Annotated in this window: 23 protein-coding genes and 1 tRNA gene; 9 read left to right on the plus strand and 15 right to left on the minus strand. The window is 68.7% G+C overall.

Annotated features, from left to right (window positions below; translation table 11 throughout):
- Positions 1 to 12: 12 nt before the first annotated feature.
- The 4 genes from V5F75_RS11950 to pap all read left to right on the plus strand — a co-directional run bounded on the left by V5F75_RS11950 (position 13) and on the right by pap (position 3,742).
- Positions 13 to 513 carry an RT0821/Lpp0805 family surface protein gene (locus V5F75_RS11950; protein WP_394035065.1) on the plus strand — a complete coding sequence of 167 codons (501 nt, stop codon included), beginning with the start codon at positions 13 to 15 and terminating at the stop codon, positions 511 to 513.
- Between the two features lie 112 nt (positions 514 to 625).
- The gene (locus V5F75_RS11955) at positions 626 to 1,594 is read left to right on the plus strand and encodes a DnaJ C-terminal domain-containing protein (RefSeq protein WP_394040988.1); all 969 of its coding nucleotides are present in this window, start codon (positions 626 to 628) and stop codon (positions 1,592 to 1,594) included.
- Positions 1,595 to 1,738: 144 nt separating this feature from the next.
- Complete coding sequence (locus V5F75_RS11960) at positions 1,739 to 2,191, plus strand: MaoC family dehydratase (protein WP_394037151.1); 453 nt, start codon at positions 1,739 to 1,741, stop codon at positions 2,189 to 2,191.
- 57 nt (positions 2,192 to 2,248) lie between these two features.
- On the plus strand, positions 2,249 to 3,742 hold the full coding sequence (gene pap / locus V5F75_RS11965; RefSeq protein WP_394037149.1) for a polyphosphate:AMP phosphotransferase: 1,494 nt from the start codon (positions 2,249 to 2,251) through the stop codon (positions 3,740 to 3,742).
- 13 nt (positions 3,743 to 3,755) lie between these two features.
- Here the strand turns inward: pap and V5F75_RS11970 are convergent, their stop codons facing one another.
- From V5F75_RS11970 to mdlC, 6 genes are all read right to left on the minus strand, one after another.
- A complete protein-coding gene (locus tag V5F75_RS11970) occupies positions 3,756 to 4,280 on the minus strand; it encodes a phospholipase D-like domain-containing protein (protein WP_394037147.1) in 525 nt (174 codons plus the stop codon).
- Positions 4,281 to 4,587: 307 nt separating this feature from the next.
- On the minus strand, positions 4,588 to 6,378 hold the full coding sequence (locus tag V5F75_RS11975) for an NAD-dependent malic enzyme (RefSeq protein WP_394037145.1): 1,791 nt from the start codon (positions 6,376 to 6,378) through the stop codon (positions 4,588 to 4,590).
- Positions 6,379 to 6,525: 147 nt separating this feature from the next.
- Entirely contained in the window at positions 6,526 to 7,989 is a 1,464-nt protein-coding gene (gene fumC / locus V5F75_RS11980) for a class II fumarate hydratase (RefSeq protein ID WP_394037143.1), read from the minus strand.
- A gap of 582 nt (positions 7,990 to 8,571) precedes the next feature.
- Entirely contained in the window at positions 8,572 to 9,705 is a 1,134-nt protein-coding gene (locus V5F75_RS11985; RefSeq protein WP_394037141.1) for a cupin domain-containing protein, read from the minus strand.
- Positions 9,706 to 9,799: 94 nt separating this feature from the next.
- Complete coding sequence (locus tag V5F75_RS11990) at positions 9,800 to 10,738, minus strand: AEC family transporter (RefSeq protein WP_394037139.1); 939 nt, start codon at positions 10,736 to 10,738, stop codon at positions 9,800 to 9,802.
- A gap of 166 nt (positions 10,739 to 10,904) precedes the next feature.
- Positions 10,905 to 12,470: a benzoylformate decarboxylase gene (mdlC, locus tag V5F75_RS11995; RefSeq protein WP_509212068.1), complete on the minus strand. Its 1,566-nt coding sequence runs from the start codon at positions 12,468 to 12,470 to the stop codon at positions 10,905 to 10,907.
- Between the two features lie 790 nt (positions 12,471 to 13,260).
- Between mdlC and V5F75_RS12000 the strand changes: the two genes are divergently transcribed.
- Entirely contained in the window at positions 13,261 to 14,169 is a 909-nt protein-coding gene (locus V5F75_RS12000) for a LysR family transcriptional regulator (RefSeq protein WP_394037135.1), read from the plus strand.
- 227 nt (positions 14,170 to 14,396) lie between these two features.
- Here the strand turns inward: V5F75_RS12000 and V5F75_RS12005 are convergent.
- The 6 genes from V5F75_RS12005 to meaB all read right to left on the minus strand — a co-directional run bounded on the left by V5F75_RS12005 (position 14,397) and on the right by meaB (position 19,425).
- Positions 14,397 to 14,471 (minus strand) — tRNA-Gln (locus V5F75_RS12005).
- A 104-nt stretch (positions 14,472 to 14,575) separates the two neighbouring features.
- Positions 14,576 to 15,358, minus strand: coding sequence for an enoyl-CoA hydratase-related protein (locus V5F75_RS12010; protein WP_394037133.1), 783 nt, complete (start codon positions 15,356 to 15,358; stop codon positions 14,576 to 14,578).
- A gap of 420 nt (positions 15,359 to 15,778) precedes the next feature.
- Positions 15,779 to 16,585 carry a TIGR02186 family protein gene (locus V5F75_RS12015; RefSeq protein ID WP_394037131.1) on the minus strand — a complete coding sequence of 269 codons (807 nt, stop codon included), beginning with the start codon at positions 16,583 to 16,585 and terminating at the stop codon, positions 15,779 to 15,781.
- Positions 16,582 to 17,508, minus strand: a complete 927-nt coding sequence (locus V5F75_RS12020) for a sulfite exporter TauE/SafE family protein (protein WP_394037129.1) — start codon at positions 17,506 to 17,508, stop codon at positions 16,582 to 16,584. Before V5F75_RS12020 ends, V5F75_RS12015 begins: the two co-directional genes overlap by 4 nt.
- 231 nt (positions 17,509 to 17,739) lie before the next feature.
- A complete protein-coding gene (locus V5F75_RS12025; RefSeq protein WP_394037127.1) occupies positions 17,740 to 18,333 on the minus strand; it encodes a pyroglutamyl-peptidase I in 594 nt (197 codons plus the stop codon).
- A 102-nt stretch (positions 18,334 to 18,435) separates the two neighbouring features.
- On the minus strand, positions 18,436 to 19,425 hold the full coding sequence (gene meaB, locus V5F75_RS12030; RefSeq protein ID WP_394037125.1) for a methylmalonyl Co-A mutase-associated GTPase MeaB: 990 nt from the start codon (positions 19,423 to 19,425) through the stop codon (positions 18,436 to 18,438).
- A gap of 234 nt (positions 19,426 to 19,659) precedes the next feature.
- On the opposite strand from meaB, the gene V5F75_RS12035 reads away from it, so the two are divergent.
- Complete coding sequence (locus V5F75_RS12035; protein WP_394037123.1) at positions 19,660 to 19,860, plus strand: CsbD family protein; 201 nt, start codon at positions 19,660 to 19,662, stop codon at positions 19,858 to 19,860.
- A 179-nt stretch (positions 19,861 to 20,039) separates the two neighbouring features.
- Here V5F75_RS12035 and folK read toward each other — a convergent pair whose 3' ends face one another.
- Both folK and folP read right to left on the minus strand, forming a co-directional pair.
- Positions 20,040 to 20,528: a 2-amino-4-hydroxy-6-hydroxymethyldihydropteridine diphosphokinase gene (gene folK / locus V5F75_RS12040; protein ID WP_394037121.1), complete on the minus strand. Its 489-nt coding sequence runs from the start codon at positions 20,526 to 20,528 to the stop codon at positions 20,040 to 20,042.
- Positions 20,525 to 21,361 (minus strand): dihydropteroate synthase, encoded by an 837-nt coding sequence (gene folP / locus V5F75_RS12045; RefSeq protein WP_394037119.1) that lies wholly within the window; start codon positions 21,359 to 21,361, stop codon positions 20,525 to 20,527. Before folP ends, folK begins: the two co-directional genes overlap by 4 nt.
- Before the next feature lie 182 nt (positions 21,362 to 21,543).
- Between folP and ygfZ the strand changes: the two genes are divergently transcribed.
- Positions 21,544 to 22,428 (plus strand): CAF17-like 4Fe-4S cluster assembly/insertion protein YgfZ, encoded by an 885-nt coding sequence (gene ygfZ, locus V5F75_RS12050; protein ID WP_394037117.1) that lies wholly within the window; start codon positions 21,544 to 21,546, stop codon positions 22,426 to 22,428.
- Entirely contained in the window at positions 22,428 to 23,024 is a 597-nt protein-coding gene (locus tag V5F75_RS12055) for a DNA-3-methyladenine glycosylase I (protein WP_394037115.1), read from the plus strand. Before ygfZ ends, V5F75_RS12055 begins: the two co-directional genes overlap by 1 nt.
- 7 nt (positions 23,025 to 23,031) lie before the next feature.
- Here the strand turns inward: V5F75_RS12055 and V5F75_RS12060 are convergent, their stop codons facing one another.
- A complete protein-coding gene (locus tag V5F75_RS12060; protein WP_394037113.1) occupies positions 23,032 to 23,595 on the minus strand; it encodes a nitroreductase family protein in 564 nt (187 codons plus the stop codon).
- 293 nt (positions 23,596 to 23,888) lie between these two features.
- Between V5F75_RS12060 and V5F75_RS12065 the strand changes: the two genes are divergently transcribed.
- A complete protein-coding gene (locus tag V5F75_RS12065) occupies positions 23,889 to 24,812 on the plus strand; it encodes an RgsD C-terminal domain-containing protein (protein ID WP_394037111.1) in 924 nt (307 codons plus the stop codon).
- Positions 24,813 to 24,835 lie beyond the last annotated feature (23 nt).

A 24,835-nucleotide genomic window follows, 5' to 3' on the forward strand; every position in this document is an offset into this window, starting at 1 on the left:
GTGGAGCGCCCCGTGCCTCGCCGATTCCCGGTTGCCCCGCCCGCTGGCGGGACGCCTCCTTATAGGAGCCTCGCGCGGCTGCGCGAAGTCCTGCGCGCGGGGGTGGGCGGCGCCCTGCTCCTCGCCGCCGCGGCCTGCGCCGGCTGCAGCAGCGTGCCCCTGCCCGACGACGACATCGTGACCGGCTCCATCAAGCCCCACCCCGCCTCCTACCGCCTCCCCGAAGGTGATGCGCCGAAGGGAATCGCCGCCTCCGACTGGACCGCGGCCAAGCTTGCGCTCGACCAGGCCCTCGTCTCCCGCGAGGCCGACATCAGCGTGCCCTGGGAGAATGCCGATACCGGGGCGCGCGGCACCGCCACCCCCATCGGAACGGTGCGTTCCGGCGGCTGCCGCGACTTCATGATCGCCGTGGTGGACGGCAAGGTCGCCGACCGCTGGGTCCACGGCGAAGCCTGCCGGGCGCGTGGCGAGACGGTGCTGTCCCAGGTGCGGGTGCTCGGCCGGGCCTGACACGCACGAAATCTCGGGGGTAGCGCGGCATAAGTGTTGCAATTTGGTTAAGGCCGACCCACATCTTGGACGCGGCCGGCCGCCTGAGCGCCGGCCGGCGAGGTGAGATTTCATGCGTGATCCATACGACGTCCTCGGCGTTTCCAAGACCGCCGACGAAGCCGAGATCAAGCGCGCCTACCGGCGGCTGGCGAAAAAGCTGCATCCCGACGCCAACGCCGACGATCCCAAGGCCCAGGACAAGTTCGCGGAACTGAACACGGCCCACGAGATCCTCTCCGACACGGAGAAGCGCGGCCAATTCGATCGCGGCGAGATCGACGCGGAGGGCAAGCCGCGCGCGCCCGAGTTCTCCGGCTTCGGCGGCGGGCGGCGTTCCGGTCCGGGCGGTTTCTCCGGGTTCGACGGCGACACCATCTTCGAGAGCTTCTCGTTCGGCCCCGACGGCGCGCGCCGCAGCTCGCGGCGCGGCGGGGGCGCGGGCAGCCAGGGCGGCTCCAGCTTCGACGACCTGGGAGACCTGTTCGGCTTCGGCCGCCAGCGCCGCGGCGCTGGCGGCGGTTCCGCTCCCCCCGCAGGTGACGACATGGAGATATCGCTGCCCGTCACCTTCGAGGAGGCCACCCACGGCGCCAGCAAGCGCGTGGGCCTGCCCAACGGCAAGCAGATCGACATCAAGATCGCCGCCGGCACCCGCGAGGGCCATCGCCTGCGCCTGAAGGGGCAGGGGGAGGTCAGCGTCATGGGTGGCGCGCCGGGCGATGCCTACGTCACCATCTCCTACGCGCCGCACCCGGTGTTCGAGCGCGACGGAGACGACCTGCGCCAGAACCTGGATGTGCCGCTTTCCGATGCCGTCCTGGGCGCGAAGGCGCGGGTGGAGACGCTGTCGGGCACGGTGGAGCTTTCCATTCCGGCCTGGACCTCCGGTGGGCGCGTCTTCCGCCTGCGTGGCAAGGGCCTGCCCAACACCACCGGCGGCCACGGCGACATGCTGGTGCGCGTGAACATCCTGCTGCCGAAGGCGAAGGATTCCGAGCTCGAAGCGCTGATGCACAAGCTGCGCTCCGCCGCGCAGTGAGGGCGCGACCAGCCTTCTCCGCCGCAGGCGCTAGGAAGAAAGCGACAGCCAGGCTGTCGCTTTTTCTTCTTGTCGGGCGGTTTCCCCGGCATGGGGAAATGATCTAAGGTCCGCGCCCCGATTGGACCTTGACGGGTGCGCCCCATGTTTCTCGAGCTGCAGAATCTTTATTTCGAAGACCTCACGGTGGGTCGCACCGAGCACATGTCGAAGACGGTCTCGTCTTCCGACATCGTCGGCTTCGCCGAGCTGACGGGCGACCGCAACCCCATCCACCTTTCCGAGCACTTCGCGGCGAAGACTCCCTTCGGTGGCCGCATCGCGCACGGCCTCTACACCGCCGGCCTCATCTCCGCCGTGCTCGGCACGCGCCTGCCGGGCCCTGGCGCGGTCTACATTTCCCAGACCCTGAATTTCCGGGCGCCCGTGCGCATCGACGACACGGTGGACGTCGAGGTCAAGGTGATGGAGCTGATTCCCGAGCGCTGCCGCGCCCGCCTGTCCTGCGTCTGCTCGGTGAAGGGCGAGGTGGTTCTGGACGGCGAGGCCTGGGTGAAGGTTCCCTCCTCCGGCGCGCAGAAGGTCGTCTCGGCCTGAGGGCGCGCATGTGAAGCGAGGCCGGCGCGGCCTCGCCCGTGGGGGGATGACGCTGCCATGTTCGAATCCGCCAAGGTGGAGCACCGGCTGGAAAAGGCGGCCTTCAAGGCCCTGGAGCCCAGCCTGCGCGAGGACCTGCTCAACGCGCAGGCCCAGCTCATCGACCAGAAGCGCCGCAGCCTCCTGGTGCTGATCCAGGGGCCGGACGGCGCCGGCAAGGGCGCGGTGCTCAACCGGCTCTATGAGTGGCTCGACGTCCGCAAGCTGGAAACCCTCACCTTCGAGGCGCCCTGCAGCCCGGATTCGGGCCGCCCCTCCATGTGGAAATACTGGCGTGGCCTGCCGCCGTTCGGCGAGATCGGCATGATGCTCGGCACCTGGTATCACCGGCCGCTGTGCCGGCGGGCGCTGGGCGAGGTGGGGCGCTCGGGGCTCGTGCGCGCCATGGAGGAGATCCGCCGCTTCGAGGCCATGCTCCACGCCGAGGGGGTAGGCCTGCTGAAGCTGTGGCTCTATGTGGACCCCGAGGAGGCGCGCCAGCGCCTGAAGGCGTTGAGCGAGGGCGTCTACCAGCGCCCCGTGGTGCGCGAATGGGCGGAGCTTTCCGGCGCGAAGGAGCGTCGGCGCCTGGAGCTGGCGGCGGAGGATGCCGCCCGCCTCACCTCCACCGATTTCGCGCCGTGGCAGGTGGTGCCGGCCGCCGACGAGGCCTATCGCGACGCGACCGTGGGCAGCGTGCTGCTGGAGACGCTGCGGACCATGACCGCCGACGGCGGCGCCAGCGCGCCCCGCCCCACGCCGAGCCCCACCCATGTGCCCAAGGCGCTGCCCGCCTTCTCCATCCTCTCCACGCTCGATCTGAGCCAGCGGCTGGAGAAGGCGGACTATGAGGAGCAGATGGCGCACGAGCAGAGCCGGATCACCCGCGCCACGCTCTCCCCTCTGTTCGCCGAGCGCGGCCTCGTCCTCGCCTTCGAGGGCAGCGACGCGGCGGGCAAGAGCTCCACCATCATGCGCCTGCGCCGCGCGCTCGACCCGCGGCGCTTCCGCGTGCACCCCATCGCCGCGCCCACGGACGAGGAACTGGCGCGCCCCTATCTGTGGCGCTTCTGGCGCCACATCCCCGCCCACGGGCACACCGTGATCTTCGATCGCTCCTGGTATGGGCGGGTGCTGGTGGAGCGGGTGGAAGGGCTCGTCACGCCCGGGCAGTGGGGCCGCGCCTATGGCGAGATCAACGATTTCGAGGCCCAGCTCGCCGACGCCGGCTATGTGGTGGCGAAGTTCTGGCTGGCCATCAGCCAGGAGGAGCAGATGCGCCGCTTCGCTGAGCGCGAGGCCATTCCCTACAAGCGCTTCAAGCTGACCCCGGAAGACTGGCGCAACCGCGAGAAGTGGCCGCTCTACGAGGCGGCCATCACCGAGATGGTGGACCGCACCTCCACCCCCGCCGTGCCCTGGACGCTGGTGGAGGCGGAGGACAAGCACTTCGCCCGCGTGAAGGTGCTGCGCACGGTGGCCGACCGGCTGGAGGCGGCGCTCGCCGAATAGGCCGCGCCCGACCCTACTGAAGGGGCACGGCGCCGTTCCAGATGCGCTCGTAGTCCTCCAGATAGGCTTTCGCGAGCGCGGGATCGCGCAGGATGAGGAGGTCGTTGTCCTGCTGCTTCAAGGCATTGGTGCTGAAGTTGGCGGAGCCGGTGCGCAGCACCTTTCCGTCCACCGCGAACGCCTTGAGGTGCATGATCGGACGGTGCGGCTTCTTGCGGACGCGCTCGCCCAGCGGCGCCAGCAGCGCATAGGCCTGCTCGTGGGTGGGGTCGAGCACGACCCGCACCGCCACGCCGCGCTTCGCCGCCTCCAGGAGCGCATCGATCACCGCCGGATCGGTGAGAAAATAGGCGGCCATGTCGATGCTCGCGCGCGCGGACCCGATGAGCGCCACGTCGATGCGCTCCAGATCCTCCGCTGGCGCGTAATGGAGCTCGATCATCGGCGCCGCGGGCTCCGCCCAGGCCGGGGGCAGCGGGAGCGCGATGGCGAGAGACAGGGCAACAAGAGCGCCGGTGGCGGTTCGCGAGATGGCCATGCTGCTTTCCCCCTTGGCGCCGAGGCCGGAGCAGGCCCGCGAGCAAGGCCGGACGGCGGCGGACGATCCGGCTGGGGCGTTTCCGGTTCGGCCCGGGCGCCACGTGCGGAGAACGTCTCCACCCGACTTCCCAGCGAGAGGTACAGCCGGGAGGGGCTGCAAGGCAAGATGTTCTCAGGACATGCGCGGGGAGATCATTCCCGCGGCGGGGCGCCGGAAGGTCTCGGGCCGCTTGCCGCCGGACGGGAGGCGCGAAGCCGCAGGCGCCGGGGCACCCGCGGCTTCGCCACTTTGGGGTGGCTGGGCGTCAGACCGCTTCGACCGGGTCGTAGACCGGCCACCACTGACCCTCGCGCACGTCCTCGACCAGACCGTCGAGCTTCTCCTTCGAGAGGCCCTGCTGGATGGCCGTGCGCGCCACCTCGATGGCGACGACGCTGGAGGTGATGCGCAGGTCCGCGTTCGACGGCAGCAGCGAGGCGCCGGGCGCCGCCTCCGGAGCCTGGCCGGCGACGGCCTGGGCGGCGGCGAAGATCATCTCGTCCGAAACCATGGAGGCGCGGGAGACGATGACGCCGAACCCGAGCCCCGGATATAGGGCGGCGTTGTTGGCCTGGCCGATCGCATAGGTGACGCCGTCGAGCACCACGTCGTCGAACGGCGCGCCGGTGGCGACGAACGCCTTGCCGTTGGTCCAGGTCAGGATCTGCGTCGGGGTGGCTTCGTGCAGCAGGGTGGGGTTGGAGAGGGGGAAGACGATCGGATGCTCCACATGGGCGGCCATGGAGCGCACGATTTCCTCCGTGAACTGCTGCGGCGTGGTGGAGGTGCCGATGAGGATGGTCGGCTTCACCGCGGCCACCACCGTCGCGAGGTCGATGATGCCGCCCTTCGCGATCGCGGCCGCGCGGAGCGCCGACATCTCGGGCCAGCGGGTCTCGGCGGCGGGGATCGCCTCGCAGCGGGTGCGGGCGAGGCCGGACACTTCCGCCTCAGGCCGCGCATAGGGCCGCTGGAAGTCGAGCAGGCCGTCGGTCATGTCGGCCGTGAGCAGGCCGGGCAGGTCCACCAGCCACACCCGGCGGGTGGCGTCCTCCTTGGAGAGGCCGTGGCGGACCATCAGGTCGCGGATCTGGTCGGCGATGCCGACGCCCGCGGTGCCGGCGCCGAAGACGACCACGCGCTGCTCGGTCCATGCGGTGCCGGTGCGGGCGACGGCATTGAGCAGGCCGGAGAGCACGATGGCGCCGGTGCCCTGCATGTCGTCATTGAAGGTCGCGACCTTGTCGCGGTAGCGGCCGAGGATGCGGCGGGCATTGGTGGAGCCGAAATCCTCCCAGTGCAGCATGGCCTTGGGGAACAGCTTCTTCGCCGCGGTCACATAGGCGTCGATGAAGTCGTCATAGGCCTTTCCGCGCACGCGGCTGTGGCGATAGCCCACATAGAAGGGATCGTTGAGCAGCTTCTCGTTGTCGGTGCCCACATCGAGCACCACCGGAATGACGCGGTGCGGATCGACGCCGGCCGCCGCGGTGTAGACCGCAAGCTTGCCGATGGAGATGTCGATGCCGTTCGAGCCCCAGTCGCCGATGCCGAGAATTTCCTCGGCGTCGCTGGCCACCAGCAGGTCGATGTCGTCGGCACCGGCGCCGAAGTCCGCCAGCTTCGCCTCCACGCCAGCCGGATCGTCGATGCTCAGGAACACGCCGCGCGGGCGGGTCATCACCTCGCTGTATTTCTCGATCGCCTCGCCGACCACGGGGTCATAGACCACCGGCAGCATTTCCAGCATGTGACGCTGCAGGAGCGCGTAGAACAGCGTGACGTTGTCGTCGTGCAGGCGCCACATGTAGATGTGCTTGGCGAGGTCGGTCGGGGCCGCGTGATACGCCCGGTAGGCGCGATCGAGCTGGGGCTCGAGCTCGGTCGTGACGACCGGCGGCAGCAGGCCCTGCAGGCCGAGGGCCTTGCGCTCCGCCAGGGAGAAGGCCGTGCCCTTGTTGAGCGCGGGGTCGCGCAGCACGTCGTAGCCGCGTGCGGTGGTGGTGATGCGCCGGCCGTTGCCGTCCTTGATGACCTTGGCCTGTCTGCTGAACATGGCTGTCGCCTTTCAAAATTGGCAGGAGTGGGTGGTTGCTGCTTCCATGCCTCTTGGCCGGTCGCCCGGCGGGCTGGAATTGAAGGAGGTGTCCGCCGCCGCCGGCGCGCGGGGCGCGCGCCGGCTCCCGGCCGGTCCCCGTCGCCCTCAGGCGCCCGCGACGCCGTCTCCGACCATGGCGGACGGATTGACGATCTCGTCGAAGCGCTTCTCGTCAATGAAGCCGGACTTCAGGGCCGCTTCCTTCAGGGTCGTGCCCTCGTCGTTCGCCATGTGGGCGATCCTGGAGGCCTTGTCGTAGCCGATCACGGGCGACAGGGCGGTCACCAGCATCAGCGACTGGCCGACCATGGCGTCGATGCGGGCATGGTTCAGCTCCGTTCCTTCCACCGAGTAGAGGCGGAACTTCTCGCAGGCATCGCCCAGGATGCGGACGGCGTGCAGCACGCTTTCGATGATGATCGGCCGCATCGCGTTCAGCTCGAAATTGCCCTGGCTGCCCGCGAAGGCGACGGCGTTGTCCTCTCCGATCACCCGGATGCAGACCATCACCATGGCTTCGCACTGGGTGGGATTGACTTTGCCCGGCATGATGGAGGAGCCGGGCTCGTTCGCCGGCAGGATCAGCTCGCCGAGGCCGCAGCGGGGGCCGGAGGCCAGCCAGCGCATGTCGTTGGCGATCTTCATCAGCGCGACGGCAAGGCCACGCACCGCGGCCATGACGGCGACGATGCCGTCCAGCGACCCCTGCGCCGCGAACTTGTTGGGCGCGGTCACGAACGGGCGGCCGGTCAGCTCGGCGATCTTGTCCGCGATCTCCTTGCTGAAGCCCTTCGGCGCGTTGAGCCCGGTGCCGACGGCGGTGCCGCCCGCCGCCAGCTCGTAGACACCGCTCTTGGAGGCCTCGATCCGGGCCAGCGCATCGCGGATCTGGACCGCATAGCCCGACCATTCCTGGCCGACGGTGAGGGGGGTCGCGTCCTGCAAATGGGTGCGGCCGGTCTTCACCACCCCCATCCACTGCTGCGCCTTGCTCTCGATCACCTCGGCGAGGGCGGTCGCGCGCGGGGTGAGCACCTCGTCGATCTCCAGCACCGCCGCGATGTGCATGGCGGTGGGGAAGCTGTCGTTGGAGGACTGCCCCATGTTGACGTCGTCATTGGGGTGCACGGGAGCCTTGCTGCCGAGCGTGCCGCCGAGCAGCTGGATCGCGCGGTTCGAGAGCACCTCGTTGACGTTCATGTTGGACTGGGTGCCGGAGCCGGTCTGCCAGACATAGAGCGGGAAATGGTCGTCCAGCTTGCCGGCGATGGCCTCGTCGGCGGCGCGGGCGATGGCCTCGGCCTTCCAGGCCGGCAGCCGCCCGGCGGCCGCATTCACCAGCGCCGCCGCCTTCTTCACATAGCCATAGGCGTGGTAGACGCGCTTCGGCATGCGGTCGTCGCCGATGGAGAAATGGACCAGCGAGCGCTGGGTCTGTGCGCCCCAGTACCGATCGGCCGGCACATCGATACCGCCCATGGAGTCCGTCTCGTGACGAAGGCCGCTCGCCTCGATCCCGACCGGGCTGTCCTGAAGCGCCGGATAGTCTGCTGCCGCTTTGTCTGCCATCGTGTGATCTCCGATCCTGACGTTACCGGTCAAGCACACGCCACCTGACGGAGTGGCGCCAAGCTGCCCCTCCAGCAGGTCTGCGTCGTTTCAGCCCACCGCTAGATCACCAAATGAGTTTGGGCTCATCCTGGTGCAGGATGAAGGATAAGCCCGTTCATGTGAGCTTTCGCGATTTATTTCAGCATTGTCGGTGCCGAAAATAGTGCTCAATCTGCGTGGGTCAATGGAGGGTTATCGTAATTATTGAATTTATCGAGAGTTCAATACATATGGTTGCAGGTTGGCTGCATGTCATAATAAATATATGAAGCTCATCGCGCCTTCAGGTGTCGTGGCGCCGTGGCCGATGCCTGCGGTAGCGCGGCGCGCGCGGGAGCGTTGTCGGGTGGAGCAGCCCGGCTTGCGTGAGGCGGAAATGGCGGTGTCATGCCCTGATGCGGCTCGCCATCGCAAATGGCGAGCCGCATCACGTTTTGCGGGGTCATCCGCGGCGCCCCGGCCGGCGGCACGCTGTCCGGCCGGGGCTGATCGGCGCCGGGATCGCGGGCCTGGGCCCTCGCGATACCGGCCTTTTCGTCGTTATCCCTTGACCACGGGGCTGTAGCCCTGGCGCAAGGACGAGGTGAAGGGCTCGCCGATGTCGAGGTGGCCCTTCACCAGTTCCTGCGGGGTCAGCGCCAGCCACTGGTTCAGCGAGACGTCCCTGTACTCGCCCTTGTTGAACACGTTCAGCACGCGCATAGGCTCGTCGCCGATGTTCTCGATATAGTGGGCCAGGGTCTTCGGCACATAACCCACGTCGCCGGAGGTGTAGTCGAAGGTGCGGGCGTTGTTGACTGCGTCGAACACCGTCATGCGTGCCTTTCCACCGAGATAATATTGCAGCTCGTCCGCATCGGGGTGCCAATGGATCTCGCGCATGCCGCCGGGTTCGAGATCGATCATCAGTGCCGCCATGTTGGTCACTTCGAATTTCTTCGAATCGATGATCTTGGTGCCGCCGCCAGGGAAGGCATTGAACGGCACCTCGGACGCGCGGAACACATACTTCCCCGTCATCGAGGCGGCGCCGAGCTGCCGGCGCACCTCCTCGATGGGGCCGGGAACCGGCAGGCGGAAGATGTACTTCTCCGAGGTCGGGATGCCTTCGAAGGCGCTCTCCGGCACGCCGAAGTTCTTCGCGAGCACGGCGCGCGGCGTGTGGGCGAACAGCTCGGTGACGAGCAGGGTCTGGTTTTCCGAGAAATTGCCGTCATTGAAGACCAGCACGAACTCGGTGCCTTCCTCGAGGCCCTGGATGGCGTGGGGGAAGCCGGCGGGGGCGAGCCAAAGGTCGCCGGGATTGAGATCCTCAACCAGCACCTGGCGCTGGTCGTCCACCAGGTAGAAGCGCACGCGGCCTTGGACCACATAGGCCCATTCGGCCTCCTTGTGCCAATGCAGCTCGCGCACCACGCCGGGGCCGAGGCGCATGTTCACGATGGCCAGTTCCTTGAGCGCGCCGAGCTCGCGGATGGTGACCTCGCGCGCCCAGCCGCCGTCCTCGAGGCGATTGTGGGCCATGGCGAACGGGAACTTGAGATTGGGGATGCCCCCGTTGTCGGTGGCGGGCGGGATCAGGATGTCGGGGTTCTGCGCCTCCACCTGGGGGTTGCGCGGCCCCGCGATGGTCGCGCCCTTGGTGCCCACGATCGGCTGTACGAGGTCGGTCATCGAAACTCCTCCGGTTGGTTGGGGTCGGGTGTCGTTGAAGCGGCACGCCGCGCCGCTGCTCGCCATCTGCGGGAGCCCTCGCGTCTGGACGTGGCTATGCCGTGATCCAGATGAACACGCCCATGGACAGAACCGATAGAATGGTACTCCAGAACAGGGTGGAAGCCATTTCCTGCTCGCCGCACTTGTATTCCACCGCGAAGATGACGGCGATGGAAGCGGTGGGAATGGCGAGCGTGACGGCCACCAGCCCGCGCTCCGCGGCGGGCACCGCCAGCAAGACCATCGCGGCGAGGATGATGCCCGGAAGCAGCAGGTTCTTGCACACCACGTTGACGACCACGGGCAGCGACACGCTCACCTTCTGCGAGAACAGAACGACGCCTACGGCAAAGAGCGCCACGCCCCCGGTGGACTGTCCGAGCAGGATGAAGGAGCCCTTCAGCATCTTTGGCAGATCGAGGCCCGCCAGCAGCAGCACGAATGCCAGCACCGGTGCCCACACCACCGGCTGCCTGACGGCCTTGACGACGCTCGCCGCCGCTGTCGCCAGCGGGCTCCGCCCCGGGGCACCCTGCGCGCCGCTGCCCACCAGGAAGATCAGCGCCAGCGGCACCTGCACGAGGTTCATCAGCAGGCTGCCGGCGGCGATGGCGAGGTCCGCGTCCGAGGGATAGAGCACGCCCAGCACCGGAGTGCCGACGAAGGGCACGGCCGGGCCGGCGATGGCGATGGCGCGCAGCGCCGCCAGCTTGGCCGAAGAGCGGAACAGGAGCGAGACGACGAAAACGAGGACCAGCCCGCCCACCATGCCGACCGTGGTCCATATGAACAGCGGCACGTTCCTGCCGATCTCCGCCAGCGGTGTGCCGAGGATGCCGGCAAACAGCAGCAGGGGCAGCGCGTAGAGCATGACCATGCGGTTGAGAACCGTGGCCTGGTCCTGGGAAAAGCTGCGCTCCCAACCGGCGAAGAAGCCCAGCATGAGGGTGACGACGATGGGCAGCAGGGCCGTGACGATGGTTTCCAGCATGGCACGCGTCTCCGTCGGGTGGGACGGTCTCCGGTCTACGGCCGGAAAGTGGGGGGTGGAGCGGTCGGATGGGGATGATCCGGCCCGCCTATGGCTGCCCGATGCGCGCGGCATGGCGCCCCGCCGGGACTGCTCCGGGCGGGGCTTTCGCCATGTCGCGGGCCGCTCAGAGCAGCGGGGGGATGCTCGGCGCGATCGGCACCTCGATGACGGTCGGTCCCTTGCGGGTGAGCGCCTCGGCCACCGCCGCGCGGACCTCGTCCAGCGTCTGCGCGCGCACGCCCGCGCAGCCGTAGCCCGTCGCCAGCGCGACGAAATCGAGCCCGGGAATGTCGAGCCCCGGCACGCCGGGCGTTTCTTCCAGGACCGCGAACGATTTCAGGATGCAATACTGGCTGTTGCGCGGCACCACGAAGATGACGGGCAGCTGGTGCTGCGCCGCGGTCCAAAGGCCCTGGATGGAATACTGGAAGGAGCCGTCGCCGATGATGGCGAGCACCGGCCGGTTGCGGCCGCTGTCGCGTTCGGCGAGGGCGAGGCCGACGCTGGCCGGCAGGTTCCAGCCCAGGCTGCCGCTGGCGAAGGTGTAGAAGGAGTCCGGCCGCTCCACCGGCCACGCCGCATGCAGCTCGCCGAGGTTGGAGGGGGATTCTTCCACCAGCACGGTATCGGCCGGCGTGGCCGCGCGCAGCGTCTTGAACAGATCGAGGGCGCCGATCACGCCGGCGGTATCGACCGGGGCCGCCGCCGGATGGGGCGCGGCGCCGTGGGGCTGCCGGGTCACCGGCTTCGTCGGCGCCGCGCGCGCGGTCACCAGCTTCTCCAGTGCCTCCACGGCCAGCACCGCGTCACCCACCAGGCTGTCCCCCACCGGGGCGCGGGCGGTCTCGGCGGCATCGTCGCTGATGTGCAGCAGGCGCAGCCCTTCCGGCAGGTAGGGGCCGGGCACATAAGGATAATAGCGGAAGATGGGCGCGCCGATCACGATGGCGACGTCATAGCCTTCGAGCTTCTTCGCCAGCGGGCCGATGGCGAAGGGCAGGCCGCCGCTGTAGAGCGGATGGGCTTCCGGGAACGGCGGGCGCTCGGATGCGGGCGCGGCGAACACATGGGCCTGGAGCTTCTCGGCGAGGGCGATGGCCTGGGGCCAGCCTGCGCCGCGGGCGATGGCCGATCCGTAGATCAGGGCCGGATTCTTCGCTCCGGAAAGCGCCGCGGCGAAATCGGCGATGCGGGCCGGGTCCGGCGCGATGCGGGTGGCCAGCGTGCGCACCACCGCGGGGGCGCTGGCCGGCTTGTCCCAGTCGTCAAGGGGGATGGAGAGGAACACCGGGCCCGCCGGCGCCTGGACCGCAGTGGCGTAGGCGCGCATGAAGGCCGCCGGCACATCCTCGGCGCGCACCGGCTCGTAGCTCCACTTCACCCAGGGCCGCGGCAGGAGGGAGGGCTCCACGTTCGTGAGCCAGGGCTCCATCAGCAGCATGTCGCGGGTCTGGTTGCCGGCGGTGATGATGAGCGGGGTCTTGTTCTGGAATGCCGTGAGGATGTTGCTCATGGCATTGCTGAGCCCGGCGGAGGTGTGCACGTTCACCAGGGCGGGCTTGCGGGTCGCCTGCGCGTATCCATCCGCGGCACCCACGGCCGAGGCCTCGTGCAGGGTCTGGATGTAGCGGAAATCGCTGGGAAAATCCTTCAGGAAGGTTTCTTCCGTGGAGCCCGGATTTCCGAACATGGTTGTGATTCCGAGTTCCCGCAGAAGCGCGAACGTGACGTCACGAATGGTCGCCTCGGACATCTTCACCTCTGTTTTCAGCGTTTCAGATGATGCGCGCAGGGGTGCATCGACATGACGTATTTTCATTTACAGATTTAAGACGACGATAATATTAAGGCAGTCGACCCATCTTTATTTAACTTTACGTAACTTCGTCACATCTTCGAGGGATTTGCATCCTCGGTGTGGCTGCAGGCAGGCGCCACCTGGGATCGATAGGTAAGCGTATGCGGATGCGAAGTGCCATATCCCAAATGGGAAGGGTGGGGCCGCGAAGCTTCGATGCCGGCTTCATATTTCGCGAGTGCACCGGACGGCTCGCCTCAGCGGGCGCATGGTGGTGAACGTCGCCGGGCCCCGCTTGCCCCGGAAGGCTGGCTCTGCGGAGGCGCACGGTCATCAGCCCATTCAAATCGCTTTGTCTTTCGCCTCTTCATGAATGTCGGAAGACTGTGGATTACCGCATGAGTGTCCAATGCGTGCGATCCGGAAATTTCGTCTTTCGGTCGCAGTCAATCTAAGAGTGTGCGGTGTGATGGAGCGGCTCTTATTTTCATAAAAACAAAAAATATAAAATATTTTCAAGATTCGTGAATTTATATCATTTATTCGAATATACATTATTTTTTATGGAATACTTATTCTGCTTTGCGATGAATGTTCGGGATTTCCGTGCCGGGGCTGGTTCGTGGCTGCAGGCATGCTACCAAGAGCGCGCGGCTTTGCAGGCGGAGCAGACGGTCTGAGCATGGCGGAACACGATAATCTCATAGACACCGATGAGCTTCGGGCATTCGATGCGGTCGCCACCCGGCGCAGCTTCAGCCTCGCCGCCGTCGAGCTCGGGTGCTCCCAGTCCACGATCAGCCAGCGCATCACGCGGCTGGAGAAGCGGCTCGGACGGCAGCTCATTCGCCGCACCACGCGCCGGGTCGACCTGACCGTCGACGGCGAGGCGATGCTGATTTACGCCCGCTCCATCCTCGCCATCGCCGAGGACGCGCGCCAGCACCTCCTGCGTCCGGCGGTGAAGGGGGTGCTGAAGGTGGGCATCGAGGACGAGTTCGCGACCACGCGGCTGCCGCTGGTGCTGGCCATCTTCCGCGATCAGTTCCCGCATTTCGCCCTGAAGTTCATCACCGGCCGCAACGAGCATCTGCATGATGCGCTGCGCTCCCACGAGGTGGACATCATTCTAGGCAAGAGCCACCAGGAAGGCAGCGGCGAGGTGCTGTGGCAGGAGCAACTGACGTGGGTGGGCCGGCACAAGGCGCTGCCTCCCGTTGGAGAGCCGCTGCCCCTCATCACCTACACCAAGCCGAGCATGACCCGCGATCTCGCGGAAGCGGCCCTGCTCGCCGCCCGGCGCGCCTGGGTGAATGTCGCCGAGGGCAGCAATCTTCTCGGCCTGCTGGCGGCGGCGGAGGCCGGGCTCGGCGTGATGGCTATCGGACGCAGCTTCCGCACGCCCGGCATCGCCGAGATCCCGGCGGAGGTGGGCCTGCCGCGGCTCGGCACGCTGAACTATGTGCTGGAGGGTTTTTCCATCCAGTCCGACGAGGCCTCGCGCGCGTTCTTCTCGGTGCTTCGGGAGGCGGCCAAGCAGACCGCGCACGATGCCGCCGCGCCCGCTGCCGCCACCTCGTCGCCGAGCTGAGCGGTCACGTTCGGGGGGGCTCGCCGGCGATTGGCCAGCCCGATTCCGGCTGCCCGTGAGGCGTTGCGAATGAGAGCGCGTTGAAGGCAGGAAGAATGCCCGTCAGCGCGACATGAGCGCGATTGGCGCGCGCGAAACTCAAGCCGGGCTCCCTTCCGGCGCGCTTCACGGGCCGCCCCTTCGTGGCGCGATGACCCGCGGAATGCTGCTGGCTTGGATCCAGAAACTGGCTGGGGCGCCAGGATTCGAACCTGGGAATGGGGGAATCAAAATCCCCTGCCTTACCACTTGGCTACGCCCCAAGACGGGAGGCCGCGGACAATATCGTCCGGGTCTCATCCTGTCCAATGCGGTGTGCGACATATCCAAAGCGCTCCTCCCGTCCGGAGGCGGGAGGAGCGGAGCGTCAGGCTCCGGTAAAGCGCGGAGCCCGCTTCTCGGCGAAGGCGAGGCGGCCTTCCCGGTAATCGGCGCTGGCGTTGGCGGCACCGGTGGCGCGCTTGGCCTCCGCCAGCAGGGCGCCGTGCGCGCTCTCGGCGGCGCGGATGGAGAGCTTCGCGGCCTTGAGGGTCAGAGGGGCGTTCTCCGCCATGCGCAGCGCGAGCTTGTCGGCGGCCGCATCCACTTCACCGGCAGGCGCGAGCAGGTCGATGGCGCCCATCTCATGGGCGCGCGCCGCGGCGAGCCGTTCTGCCGTGAAGAAGAGCTGCCGGGTGCCCTGGCCGCCGAACACGCGCAGCAGGCGCGGCAGGCCGCGCGGGTCGTAGCCGAGGCCGAGGCGTGCGGCGGGGACGGCGAAAAAGGAGTCGTCGGCCGCGATGCGCAGGTCGCAGCTCGATGCCAGGGCCGCGCCGGCGCCGACGCAGGCGCCGTGGATCAGCGCGAGGGTAGGGAAGGCGAGCGCCTCGATGGCCGCGCAGGCGCTCTCCACGATGTCGTCATAGCTCTGGGCGCCGGAGGCGTCGGAACGGGCGGCGTCGAAATCGGAGATGTCGGCCCCTCCGGAGAAGGCGAGCGCGCCCTCGCCGCGCAGGATGGCGACGCGGATGTCGTGCCGGCGCGCGGCTTCCGTGGCGAACGCCGCGAGCGCCTGCCACATGCCGCTCGAAATGGCGTTGCGCCGCTCGGGATTCGACAGGACCAGACGGGCGATGCCGTCCTCGACGGTAATGGCGATGCTGCCAGCCAACTCGGCCTCCAGTTCCAGCGTGCGCGTGCGGTTGCTCCGGGTTCCGGCTCTAGAGCATTTTTGCGCGGCATTGAAACGCGAAATGCACCGGGCGGCGCATTTCGCGGAGAGGCGCGGGGCTCATTGCCACGGCAGGAGCTGGATGAACGGGAGGGGAGCGTGTTTTCGGGGATGCGGGACGGTGCCGGAAGGCACCGTCCCGCCCCTACGGGCACCGGTCAGGGCTTGGTACCCGAAGCTGCGGGAGCCGAACGGCTCTCAGCTCACGTATGGGCCGTTTGTTTGGCGCGATCGGGCTTGAAGTTCAAGCAAAAAAAAGAGCGATGGGATAATCGCGCGTAGATCAATCCGCGAGGAGATCCTTCACTGCAACTTTACGCTTCGGTATGCAAATGGTCACAATTTACCATTTCCAGAGCGCTATTCTTTTCGGAAAAGGAAATTTCCTATGAACCCGATAATAAGGCTGCCGATGGCGACGACGATGCCGTATATGAGCGCATCATTATGGGAGAATGAGGCGATCTCCTGTTCAAATCCTGTTCTGTTGACTTCAAAATGCTGGAGTTCTTGTGCCGTCACTCTCCCCTCGCGCAGCAACTTGACGCTGACATCATAGCGCCCGATGGGTGCCCGGCCGGGAATGGTGAGATTGGCGCGGAACACCCGCGGCGCGAGGAAGGTGACGCCGTTCGGGTTCTCCTGATACAGGTCCTCCGCCTCCTGGGTTCTGAGGAAGGCGAGGCGGAAGGCGTCGGTTGGCACCACGTCCGCATAGTCGGGGCCGACCAGCTGCGTCAGCACGTTGCGCGAGAGGCCGATCTGCTCCACGCGCAGCACTTCGGGCGGCGCCATGTCCTCGACCGGGCGGCTTGCCTGCACGCTGAGGAAGGCGGGCACTTCGATGAAGGTGCGGCTGTCGGCGTTCACCCACAGGCCGAGCACGCGGGACTTGCGCCAGGTGACGAAGCTCTGCTTCGGCCCGCGCACCGTCACCACCACGTCCGGCGCGGAGCCGGCCTGCGCGGTTTCGGCGACGCCGAACACCACCAGCTCGGCGCCCGTGAAGGTGGAGGTGATGCGTACCTGCGGCTGCGACACGGAAACCACCAGGCGATCCGCCTTGCCCTCCTGCGCGGTGGCCGCGCGCGCGCCGCAGGCAAGGGCGAGCGCCAGCACCGCCGCTTGCAGTAGGGCGCGGCGGCGCCGTGTGCGCGGCGCGCTCACCGGCGCACCTCGATCGGGTTGACCACGTAAAGGTCGGCCGGTGTGCGCACCAGATCCACCGCCACCCGCAGCCCCACCGAGAGCACCAGCAGGCCCAGGAGGAAGCGCAGGTTCTCCGGCCGCAGGGTCTGGCCGGTGCGGGCGCCGAACTGCGCCCCCATGGTGCCGCCGATCATGAGCACCAGGGCGAGCACGGCGTCCACCGTTCCGTTCGCCTCGGCATGCAGCACGGTGGCGCCGGCCATGGTGACGAGGGTGAGCACCAGCGAGGTGCCGACCGAGGTGGTGGTGGGCACCCGCAGCATGTAGATGAGCGCGGGCACCAGGATGAAGCCGCCGCCGACGCCCAGCACCGCCCCCAGCACGCCGATGACGAAGCCGATGCCCACCACCGGGATCGCGGACACGTAGATCCGCGAGCGGCGGAAGCGCATCTTCAGCGGCAGGCGCATGAACCAGGCGTGGGTACCGGGCCGGCGCACGGTCGGGGCCTCGCCCCGCCGGCTGCGACGGATGGCGCGCACGCTTTCCACCAGCATCATGGTGCCGATGGCGCCGAGCAGCAGCGTGTAGGCGATGTGGATGAACAGATCCACCTGGCCGATGATCCGCAGCCAGAGGAATAGCGCCACGCCCGCCGCCGTCCCCGTCAGGCCGCCGATCAGCAGCACGCCGGCCAGCGGCAGGTCCACCATGCCTTTTCGCAGGTAGGACAAGGCGCCGGAGAAGGACGAGGCGGCCATGTAGGGCGACACGCTCGCCACCGCCACGGCGGCCGGCACGCCGGTGAAGATCAGCAGCGGGGTCATCAGGAAGCCGCCGCCCACCCCGAACATCCCCGAGATGAAGCCCACCGCGAGCCCCATGGCGAAGACGGTGAAGATGACCACCGGCAGTTCGGCGATCGGCAGGTAGATGGTCACGGGGATCGTCCGTAGCGGGTCACGGCGGTTGGGGCGGCTTTACGCCATCGCGCCGGCCCTGAGAAGGCCAAAGGCGTGCCATGGCCGCCCCATCCGCGCCTTTTCGGCGGTCTGGTTCGGCTGGAAGGCGGGTGTTGGCCCTTGCTGAGTTCCAACACCGATTCAGTATGGCTACCCCGAGGGTTTTCCAGATGAATTCTGGATATGCCCGGCGTGGACGCAGGAGGCATCTCAACGCTGCCGGGCCTGGGCCGCCAGCGCCACCAGCAGCGCGCCGAGGGCGCGGGGCAGGGCGGCACGGCGGGCCGGCATGCGGCCGGGAACGTGAACAAATACCACGGGCCGCCCCTGCGCCTGTGTGAGTGCGGTGAGGTAGCTGGCGTTGCAGAGATAGCGCCCGGCATCGCGCGAGAGGCGGACGGGCACGCCGGTTTCGCGCGCGGCGGCGATAAGCGCCGGCACCCGCGCCGTCGCGCGCAGCACGGGCGGCGCCGCGGCTTCGATGAGCCGCGTGGGCGGATGCCTGCGGGCGGCGTCGGGCCGGTCGGCGGCGGCGTTCACCGCACGGGTTTCCACGCACAGGACGCGGCGGCGTGGGGCGACGCCCATGAGCAGAACCGCGTCGGGCGCGTGCCGGTGGAGGTGCCGTTGGAGCAGGCCAAGGGCCTCCCAGCGTGTCGGCAGGATCTCGAGGGCAAGCTCGCAGTCCGCGAGCGCCGGGCGGCGCATGCGCGCGAGGGCGCGGGCGAGGCGTTCGGACGGGTTCGCCGGCACGCCCGGAAAGGGCCCGAAGGCGCAGATGAGGATGCGCGGGCCCACGGCCATCACACGAACCCGGGGCCCAAGCGGTGCGAGCGGATGCGCCCCAGATCCCGCCGCTTCGCAATCCCGGTCCCGGAACGACCGCGCACCCGTGCCGGCATGGCGCTAGAGGCCGATGAGGCCGGCGATCTCGGCCGCCGCGAGCGCGGGGGCTAGGGTGCCGGCCGCCACCTCGCGCTCCAGCGCCGGCAGGCGGGCTTTCACGCCGGGGTCGGAGGAGACCTTCTCGGCGAGCCGTTCATTGAGCAGGGTCCACATCCAGCGCACCTGCTGGGCCTGCCGGGTGGCGGCGAAGGCGCCGGCGGCCTCGCATTTCTGCCGGTGCAGCACCACCTGCGCCCACATTTCGGCGATGCCGTCGCCGGTGAGGGCGGAATAGGTGAGCACCGGCGGCGACCAGTGGGCCTGCCGCGCGCCCAGCAGGTGGAGCGCGGCGCGATATTCGCTCGCGGCGGCGCGGGCGCGGGTCACGTTGTCGCCGTCGGCCTTGTTCACGGCGACGATGTCGGCAAGCTCCAGCACGCCCTTCTTGATGCCCTGCAGCTCGTCGCCCGCGCCGGGCAGCATCAGCACGAGGAAGGTGTCGGTGAGGTCGGCCACCGCCGTCTCGGACTGGCCGACGCCCACGGTTTCCACCAGCACCACGTCGAAGCCGGCGGCCTCGCACAGCAGCATGGTCTCGCGCGTCTTGGCCGCGATGCCGCCCAGGGTGCCGCTCGAGGGGGAGGGGCGGATGAAGGCGCGCTCGTCCATGGAGAGGCGCGCCATGCGGGTCTTGTCGCCCAGGATGGAGCCGCCGGTGCGGCTGGAGGAGGGGTCCACCGCCAGCACCGCCACCTTGTGCCCGAGGCCGGTGAGGTGGGTGCCGAGGGCATCGATGGTGGTGGACTTGCCCACGCCCGGCACGCCGGTGATGCCCACGCGGAAGGCCCCGCCCGTGCGCGGCAGAAGCGACTGGAGCAGCGCCTGCGCGCGTGCGCGGTGGTCGGCGCGACGCGATTCGACGAGGGTGATGGCCCGCGCCAGCGCGGCGCGCTCGCCCCTCGCGACCCCTTCGGCGAGCTTCGCATCGTCCAGCACACGCGCAGCCGTCATCGTCCTTCTTCTCCCCTGCGGCCGGACAGCGCCGGCCTCGTCTTCGCATTGCAACGGAACTCGGCACGGTCCGCGGGCGTTGTCCAGGCAAATTTCCACTTCGACCCGGCGGTTCCGGAGCCTTCGCTCCGCCGCCGGATGTCCGGCGCGGCGCCTTCGGGCCGTGCCTCAACGGCGGGCGGGCATGGCCGCGCCGTGGTGGTCGCCGCCCGCGCTACCGAGGAGGAGAAGCCGATGAATTGGGATCGCATCGAGGGGAACTGGAAGCAGCTCTCCGGGCAAGTGAAGGCCCAGTGGGGCAAGCTGACCGATGATGACCTCACCCAGATCGCGGGCCAGCGCGAGGCCCTCGAAGGCAAGATCCAGGAGCGCTACGGGCTCACGAAGGACGAAGTGAAGCGGCAGGTCGATAAGTTCGGGGGCACCCTCAACTGACGCTCCCGCGCATCTTCAAGAAACCTCCGACCCCCGCGCCGCCCGTCGGCGCGGGGGCTTTTTCGTCAGGGGTGCGCCCCTTGGAGCGTTTCCCGGCATAGCGGTTCCCGGTTCGCGTGAAGACATGCGCCGATGCAGAACTTCGAGCGCTGTCGGGGAGCCGACGCGCGGCCGGCGCTTCAGCGGGCGAAGGCGCGGATGCCACCCGCATCGAGCCGTGCCAGGGCGTCGGCGGCGCGCGTGCCGTCGATGACGATGTCGGGCGCGATCTCCACCAGCGGCACCAAAGCGAAGGCCCGCTCCAGCAGGCGCGGATGGGGGATCTCCAGATCCGGCTCGGCCACCTTCGCGCGGCCGTGGAGCAGGATGTCGATGTCGATGCGCCGGGGGCCGAAGCGCACCTCGCGCGCGCGGTCGCGCCCCAGCATCCGCTCCACCAGCAGGCACAGGAACAGGAGGCTGCGCGCGCCCACCGGGCTTTCCACCTCCACCACCTGGTTGAGATAGGGGCCCTGCGGCACCGGGCCCCAGGGCGGCGTTTCGTAAAGCGCGGAGCGGGCGCGGATGATGAGCCCCGCCCGCGCCAGCACGCCGAGGGCAAGGCCGAGGGTTCCCGCCCGGTCGCCCACGTTGGAGCCGAGGCACAGATAGGCCGTCTCTGCGCTCATGAGGCGTCCCGGATGGCTTCCGCGACGCGCGCCGCCTGCACATGCGCGGCGACATCGTGGACGCGGATGATCTCCACCCCCGCCATGATGCCGATGACGTTGGAGGCGATGGTGCCCGGCAGGCGCTCGGCCGGGGTGGTCTCGATCACCTTGCCGATGAGCGACTTGCGCGAGGTGCCGAGCAGGATCGGCAGGCCCAGCACGCGAAGCTCGTCGAGCCGGCGGATGGCGGCGAGGTTCTGCGGAAAGGTCTTGCCGAAGCCGATGCCGGGATCGAGCACGATCTTCCCGCGCTTCACGCCCGCCCGCTCGGCCTTCTCCAGGGCTGTTTCGAAGAAGGCGAGCATGTCGGCCACGATGTCGAGCGTCTCGTCCACCTCGGCGCGGTTGTGCATCACCACCGCCGCCGCGTCGTGGTCCGCCACCACGCGGGCCATGTCGGGGTCGTGGGCGAAGCCCCATACGTCGTTGACGATGTGGGCGCCGGCCTTCAGCGCCTTTTCCGCCACCTCGGCCTTGTAGGTGTCCACGGAGATGGGAACCGGCATCTCAGCCGCCAGCGCGGGCAGCACCGTGGCGAGGCGCGCCCATTCCGCGTCCGCCGGCACCGGCGTGTGGCCGGGGCGGGTGGATTCGCCGCCGACGTCGAGGATGTCGGCGCCCTCCGCCACCAGCCGCCGGGCATTGGCGAGGGCGTCGTCGGGCCTGGCGCTGCGGCCGCCGTCGGAAAACGAATCGGGCGTCACGTTCAGGATGCCCATGACGAGGGTGCGCGGGCCCAACGGGATGGCGCGGTCGCGGGCGTTCAGGATGCGGGGATGAGGCAGGGTCATGGCACGGCGATGAGATGAGGTCACCCCACTCAAGCCCCTGGGCGCGCGCGTGGCAAGCGGCACGGTCGCGGGCGTTCTCCTCAAGCGCCCCCGCGCGACGGGGATGGGCGCCGGCGCGGCGCACTTGAGGGGGCGGGGCGCTCGGCTTACATCTTGGGGATTGCCTCAGAAAGGACGGTCCCATGCCCGTCGTTCATTTGACCGATCGTGCCCTCATTCGTGCATCCGGCCCGGAGACGGCCAAGTTCCTCCACGGCGTCATCACCTGCAACGTCGCCACCATGGCGGTGGGCGATGCGCGCTACGGCGCCCTGCTGTTCCCGCAGGGCAAGATTCTCTCCGATTTCCTCATCTATCGCGACGGGGAGGAGAGCTTCCTCCTCGATGTTCCCGCCGCGCAGGCCGACGATCTGCTGAAGCGCCTCACCTTCCATCGGCTGCGCGCCAAGGTGGCGTTCGAGAAGGCCGGCGATCTCGCGGTTGCCGCCGTGTTCGGCGCGGCGGAGGACGTGCCCGAGGGGCCTGCCTTCACGGACCCGCGCCTTGCCGCCCTCGGGCGCCGGCTGGTGCTGCCGAAGGCGGTGGCCGAGGGGTTGCCGGCCGGTCTCGACGCCTACGAGGCGCACCGCATCGGCCTCGGCATTCCCAAGGGCGGCGTGGATTTCCCCTATGGCGAGACCTTCCCCCACGAGGCCGACATGGACCAGCTCGGCGGCGTGGACTTCAAGAAGGGGTGCTATGTGGGCCAGGAGGTGGTGAGCCGCATGGAGCACCGCACGACCGCCCGCAACCGCTTGGTGGAGGTGGTTCTGCCCGCTCCGGCCGAGACCGGGGCCGAGATCATGGCCGGCGACAGGAGCATCGGCCGCCTGTCGTCCGTGGCCGGCGCCAAGGCCATCGCCACCGTGCGTCTCGACCGCGCCACGGATGCCAGGGCCGAGGGGGTTCCCCTCACCGTGGCCGGGACGGAGGTGGAGCTGAAGGCGCCCGACTGGGCCGAGTTTCCGCTGGAGTGGGAGCGCAAGACGAGCGCGCTCGACGCCAAGTTCAAGGGAGCCAAGAGCTGATGGGCACCGGCGAGGCCGTCGCGCACGGGGACGGGCGGCTGCGCTGCCCGTGGTGCGGCACCGACCCGCTCTATGTCGCCTACCACGACGAGGAATGGGGCGTGCCGGAGCGCGACAGCCGGGCGCTGTTCGAGAAGCTGCTGCTCGACGGCTTCCAGGCCGGCCTCGCCTGGATCACCATATTGCGCAAGCGGGAGAATTTCCGCCGCGCCTTCGACGGCTTCGAGCCCGAGATCATCGCGCGCTATGATGCCTCCAGGGTGGAGGCGCTGATGCAGGACGCCGGCATCGTGCGCAACCGCGCCAAGATCGAGGGCGCGGTGCTCTCCGCCCGCGCCTATCTCGACCTGCGGGAGAAGGGGATCTCCTTCTCCGACCTGATGTGGGAGGCGGTGGGCGGCGAGCGGCGGGTGAACCACCTGCGGCACCTCTCCGAAGCCCAGGCCGAGACGCCCGAATCGCGCGCGCTCTCCAAGCGGCTGAAAGGACTGGGCTTCAAGTTCTGCGGACCCACCATCGTCTATGCCGCCATGCAGGCCTGCGGCCTCGTGGACGACCATTTGGTGGATTGCTACCGCCACTCCGGACAGCGCTGACCCCGGTTCAGAACCGGGTGACGATCCGCGAGAGGTCCGGCCGCGGGCGATCCTCCAGCTTCTGGGCCGGCGTGCCGATGTAGATGAAGCCTGCCACGCGCTCGTGGGCGGCCAGCCCCAGGGCCGCGCGCGCATCGGCGTCATAGGTCGGCCATTCGCTGATCCAGGTGGCGCCGTAGCCGAGCGCGAGCGTCGCCAGCAGCATGTTCTGGCAACAGGCGGCGGCCGAGAGAAGCTGCTCCCACTCGGGGATCTTCACATGGGGCGCGGCGCTGGAAACGACGCCCACCACCAGCGGCACCCGCAGGAAGCGGGCGCGCTCCTCCTCCAGCCGCCTTTCGCTCGCCTCGCCGTCCTTGGCCGCGAGCACGTGGGCCAGGGCCTCGCCGGCACGGGCACGGCCTTCGCCCTCGAAGACGATGAAGCGCCAGGGGGCGAGCTTGCCATGGTCGGGCACGCGGGCGGCGATGGTGAGGATGGCGTCCAGCTCCTCCGCGGAGGGGGCGGGCTCCTGGAGATCGATGATGCGGGAGGAGCGGCGCGTGCTCAGGAGCTCGATGGCGTCGGGCATGGGGCGGGGCCTTCGCTGGTAGCCGGCTGCGAGCCGGGCGGGTCTGGCCGATCTATAAAGGCGAGGGGGCAGGGGATGAAAGCGCGCCATTGCCGCGCCGCGCTGCCGCAGCGGCATGACGGCGGCGACTTGAAACCGCCCCGAATTTTGTGCACCTCAAGGCAATGACGTGCTTCGCTCCCCTGTTCCGGCGTCTTTCCCGCAGCTCCGGCCCGACCGGCCGGCCGCTGGTCCTCATGGCGCTCGCTTTGGCGGCGGCTTTGTCGTGGAGCATTCCTGCGGGTGCGCAGAGCATGCAGTTTCTCGGCTCGACGGCTGCGGTGCCCCAGGCTGGCCCCTTCGCGGCCCCGCCCGCCGGCCCCGGCCAGCGCTCTCCCGTGCTCGCGCCCGGCGCAGGAAGCCCGCCTTCCGCGGGATCGCGCGAGCCCCACGCGGTGCTGCCCAGCGCGCCGCCCGGCAAGGCCGCGCTCGGCGTGTTCGCCCGCTTCGGCGATGAGGGGGCGCCGGTGCAGCGCGGGCTGGTGTGGCGGGTGTTCGCGGACCAGCCGGAGAGCACGGGCGCCTTCGCGCTTGTGGCGGAAAGCGCGGAGGCGGCGCCGGTCTTCTTTCTCACCCCGGGCGGCTACATCGTGCACGTCACCTACGGGCTCGCCACCACGGCGCAGCGTGTGGTGGTGGGCGCCGTCTCGCGGCGCGAGGCGTTCGCGCTGCCGGCCGGCGGACTGCGCCTCCAGGCGGACGTGGAAAACCACGCCATCGCCGCCCAGAAGCTCACTTTCGACATCTACGAGGGCTCGTTCCTGCAGGGGCGCGCCTCGAGCCAGCCCTATTACCGCGGCGCCGGCGCCGGCGAGGTGGTCCTGCTGCCCGAGGGCACCTACCACGTGGTCTCCACCTATGGCGACGCCAACGCGGTGGTGCGCGCGGACGTGAACGTGACGCACGGCAAGCTCACCGACGCCACCATGCACCATCGTGCCGCGCAGGTGATGCTGAAGCTGGTGAGGGCAAAGGGCGGCGAGGCGCAGCCCGACACCCAGTGGACCGTTATCACCCCCGGCGGCGACACCATCAAGGAATCCATTGGCGCCTTTCCCACCTTCGTGCTTTCAGAGGGCGACTACACCGCCATCGGGCGCCACGACGGCAAGAATTTCAGCCGCGACTTCAAGGTGGAGGCCGGCAAGGACCAGAACTTGGAAGTGATGATGCAATAGCGCATCATCGTTTGTGACCGCGA

This window comes from Xanthobacter albus (assembly GCF_043194895.2).
Classification (GTDB): domain Bacteria; phylum Pseudomonadota; class Alphaproteobacteria; order Rhizobiales; family Xanthobacteraceae; genus Xanthobacter.

What these genes read in the sequence shown, in the direction of transcription:
- V5F75_RS11955 (WP_394040988.1), top strand. Translation starts at nt 626, where the DNA reads ATGCGTGATCCATACGACGTCCTCGGCGTTTCCAAGACCGCCGACGAA.
- V5F75_RS11960 (WP_394037151.1), top strand. Translation starts at nt 1,739, where the DNA reads ATGTTTCTCGAGCTGCAGAATCTTTATTTCGAAGACCTCACGGTGGGT.
- pap (WP_394037149.1), top strand. Translation starts at nt 2,249, where the DNA reads ATGTTCGAATCCGCCAAGGTGGAGCACCGGCTGGAAAAGGCGGCCTTC.
- V5F75_RS11970 (WP_394037147.1), bottom strand. Translation starts at nt 4,280, where the DNA reads ATGGCCATCTCGCGAACCGCCACCGGCGCTCTTGTTGCCCTGTCTCTC.
- V5F75_RS11975 (WP_394037145.1), bottom strand. Translation starts at nt 6,378, where the DNA reads ATGTTCAGCAGACAGGCCAAGGTCATCAAGGACGGCAACGGCCGGCGC.
- fumC (WP_394037143.1), bottom strand. Translation starts at nt 7,989, where the DNA reads ATGGCAGACAAAGCGGCAGCAGACTATCCGGCGCTTCAGGACAGCCCG.
- V5F75_RS11985 (WP_394037141.1), bottom strand. Translation starts at nt 9,705, where the DNA reads ATGACCGACCTCGTACAGCCGATCGTGGGCACCAAGGGCGCGACCATC.
- V5F75_RS11990 (WP_394037139.1), bottom strand. Translation starts at nt 10,738, where the DNA reads ATGCTGGAAACCATCGTCACGGCCCTGCTGCCCATCGTCGTCACCCTC.
- mdlC (WP_509212068.1), bottom strand. Translation starts at nt 12,470, where the DNA reads ATGTTCGGAAATCCGGGCTCCACGGAAGAAACCTTCCTGAAGGATTTT.
- V5F75_RS12000 (WP_394037135.1), top strand. Translation starts at nt 13,261, where the DNA reads ATGGCGGAACACGATAATCTCATAGACACCGATGAGCTTCGGGCATTC.
- V5F75_RS12025 (WP_394037127.1), bottom strand. Translation starts at nt 18,333, where the DNA reads ATGGCCGTGGGCCCGCGCATCCTCATCTGCGCCTTCGGGCCCTTTCCG.
- meaB (WP_394037125.1), bottom strand. Translation starts at nt 19,425, where the DNA reads ATGACGGCTGCGCGTGTGCTGGACGATGCGAAGCTCGCCGAAGGGGTC.
- V5F75_RS12035 (WP_394037123.1), top strand. Translation starts at nt 19,660, where the DNA reads ATGAATTGGGATCGCATCGAGGGGAACTGGAAGCAGCTCTCCGGGCAA.
- folK (WP_394037121.1), bottom strand. Translation starts at nt 20,528, where the DNA reads ATGAGCGCAGAGACGGCCTATCTGTGCCTCGGCTCCAACGTGGGCGAC.
- folP (WP_394037119.1), bottom strand. Translation starts at nt 21,361, where the DNA reads ATGACCCTGCCTCATCCCCGCATCCTGAACGCCCGCGACCGCGCCATC.
- ygfZ (WP_394037117.1), top strand. Translation starts at nt 21,544, where the DNA reads ATGCCCGTCGTTCATTTGACCGATCGTGCCCTCATTCGTGCATCCGGC.
- V5F75_RS12055 (WP_394037115.1), top strand. Translation starts at nt 22,428, where the DNA reads ATGGGCACCGGCGAGGCCGTCGCGCACGGGGACGGGCGGCTGCGCTGC.
- V5F75_RS12060 (WP_394037113.1), bottom strand. Translation starts at nt 23,595, where the DNA reads ATGCCCGACGCCATCGAGCTCCTGAGCACGCGCCGCTCCTCCCGCATC.
- V5F75_RS12065 (WP_394037111.1), top strand. Translation starts at nt 23,889, where the DNA reads ATGCAGTTTCTCGGCTCGACGGCTGCGGTGCCCCAGGCTGGCCCCTTC.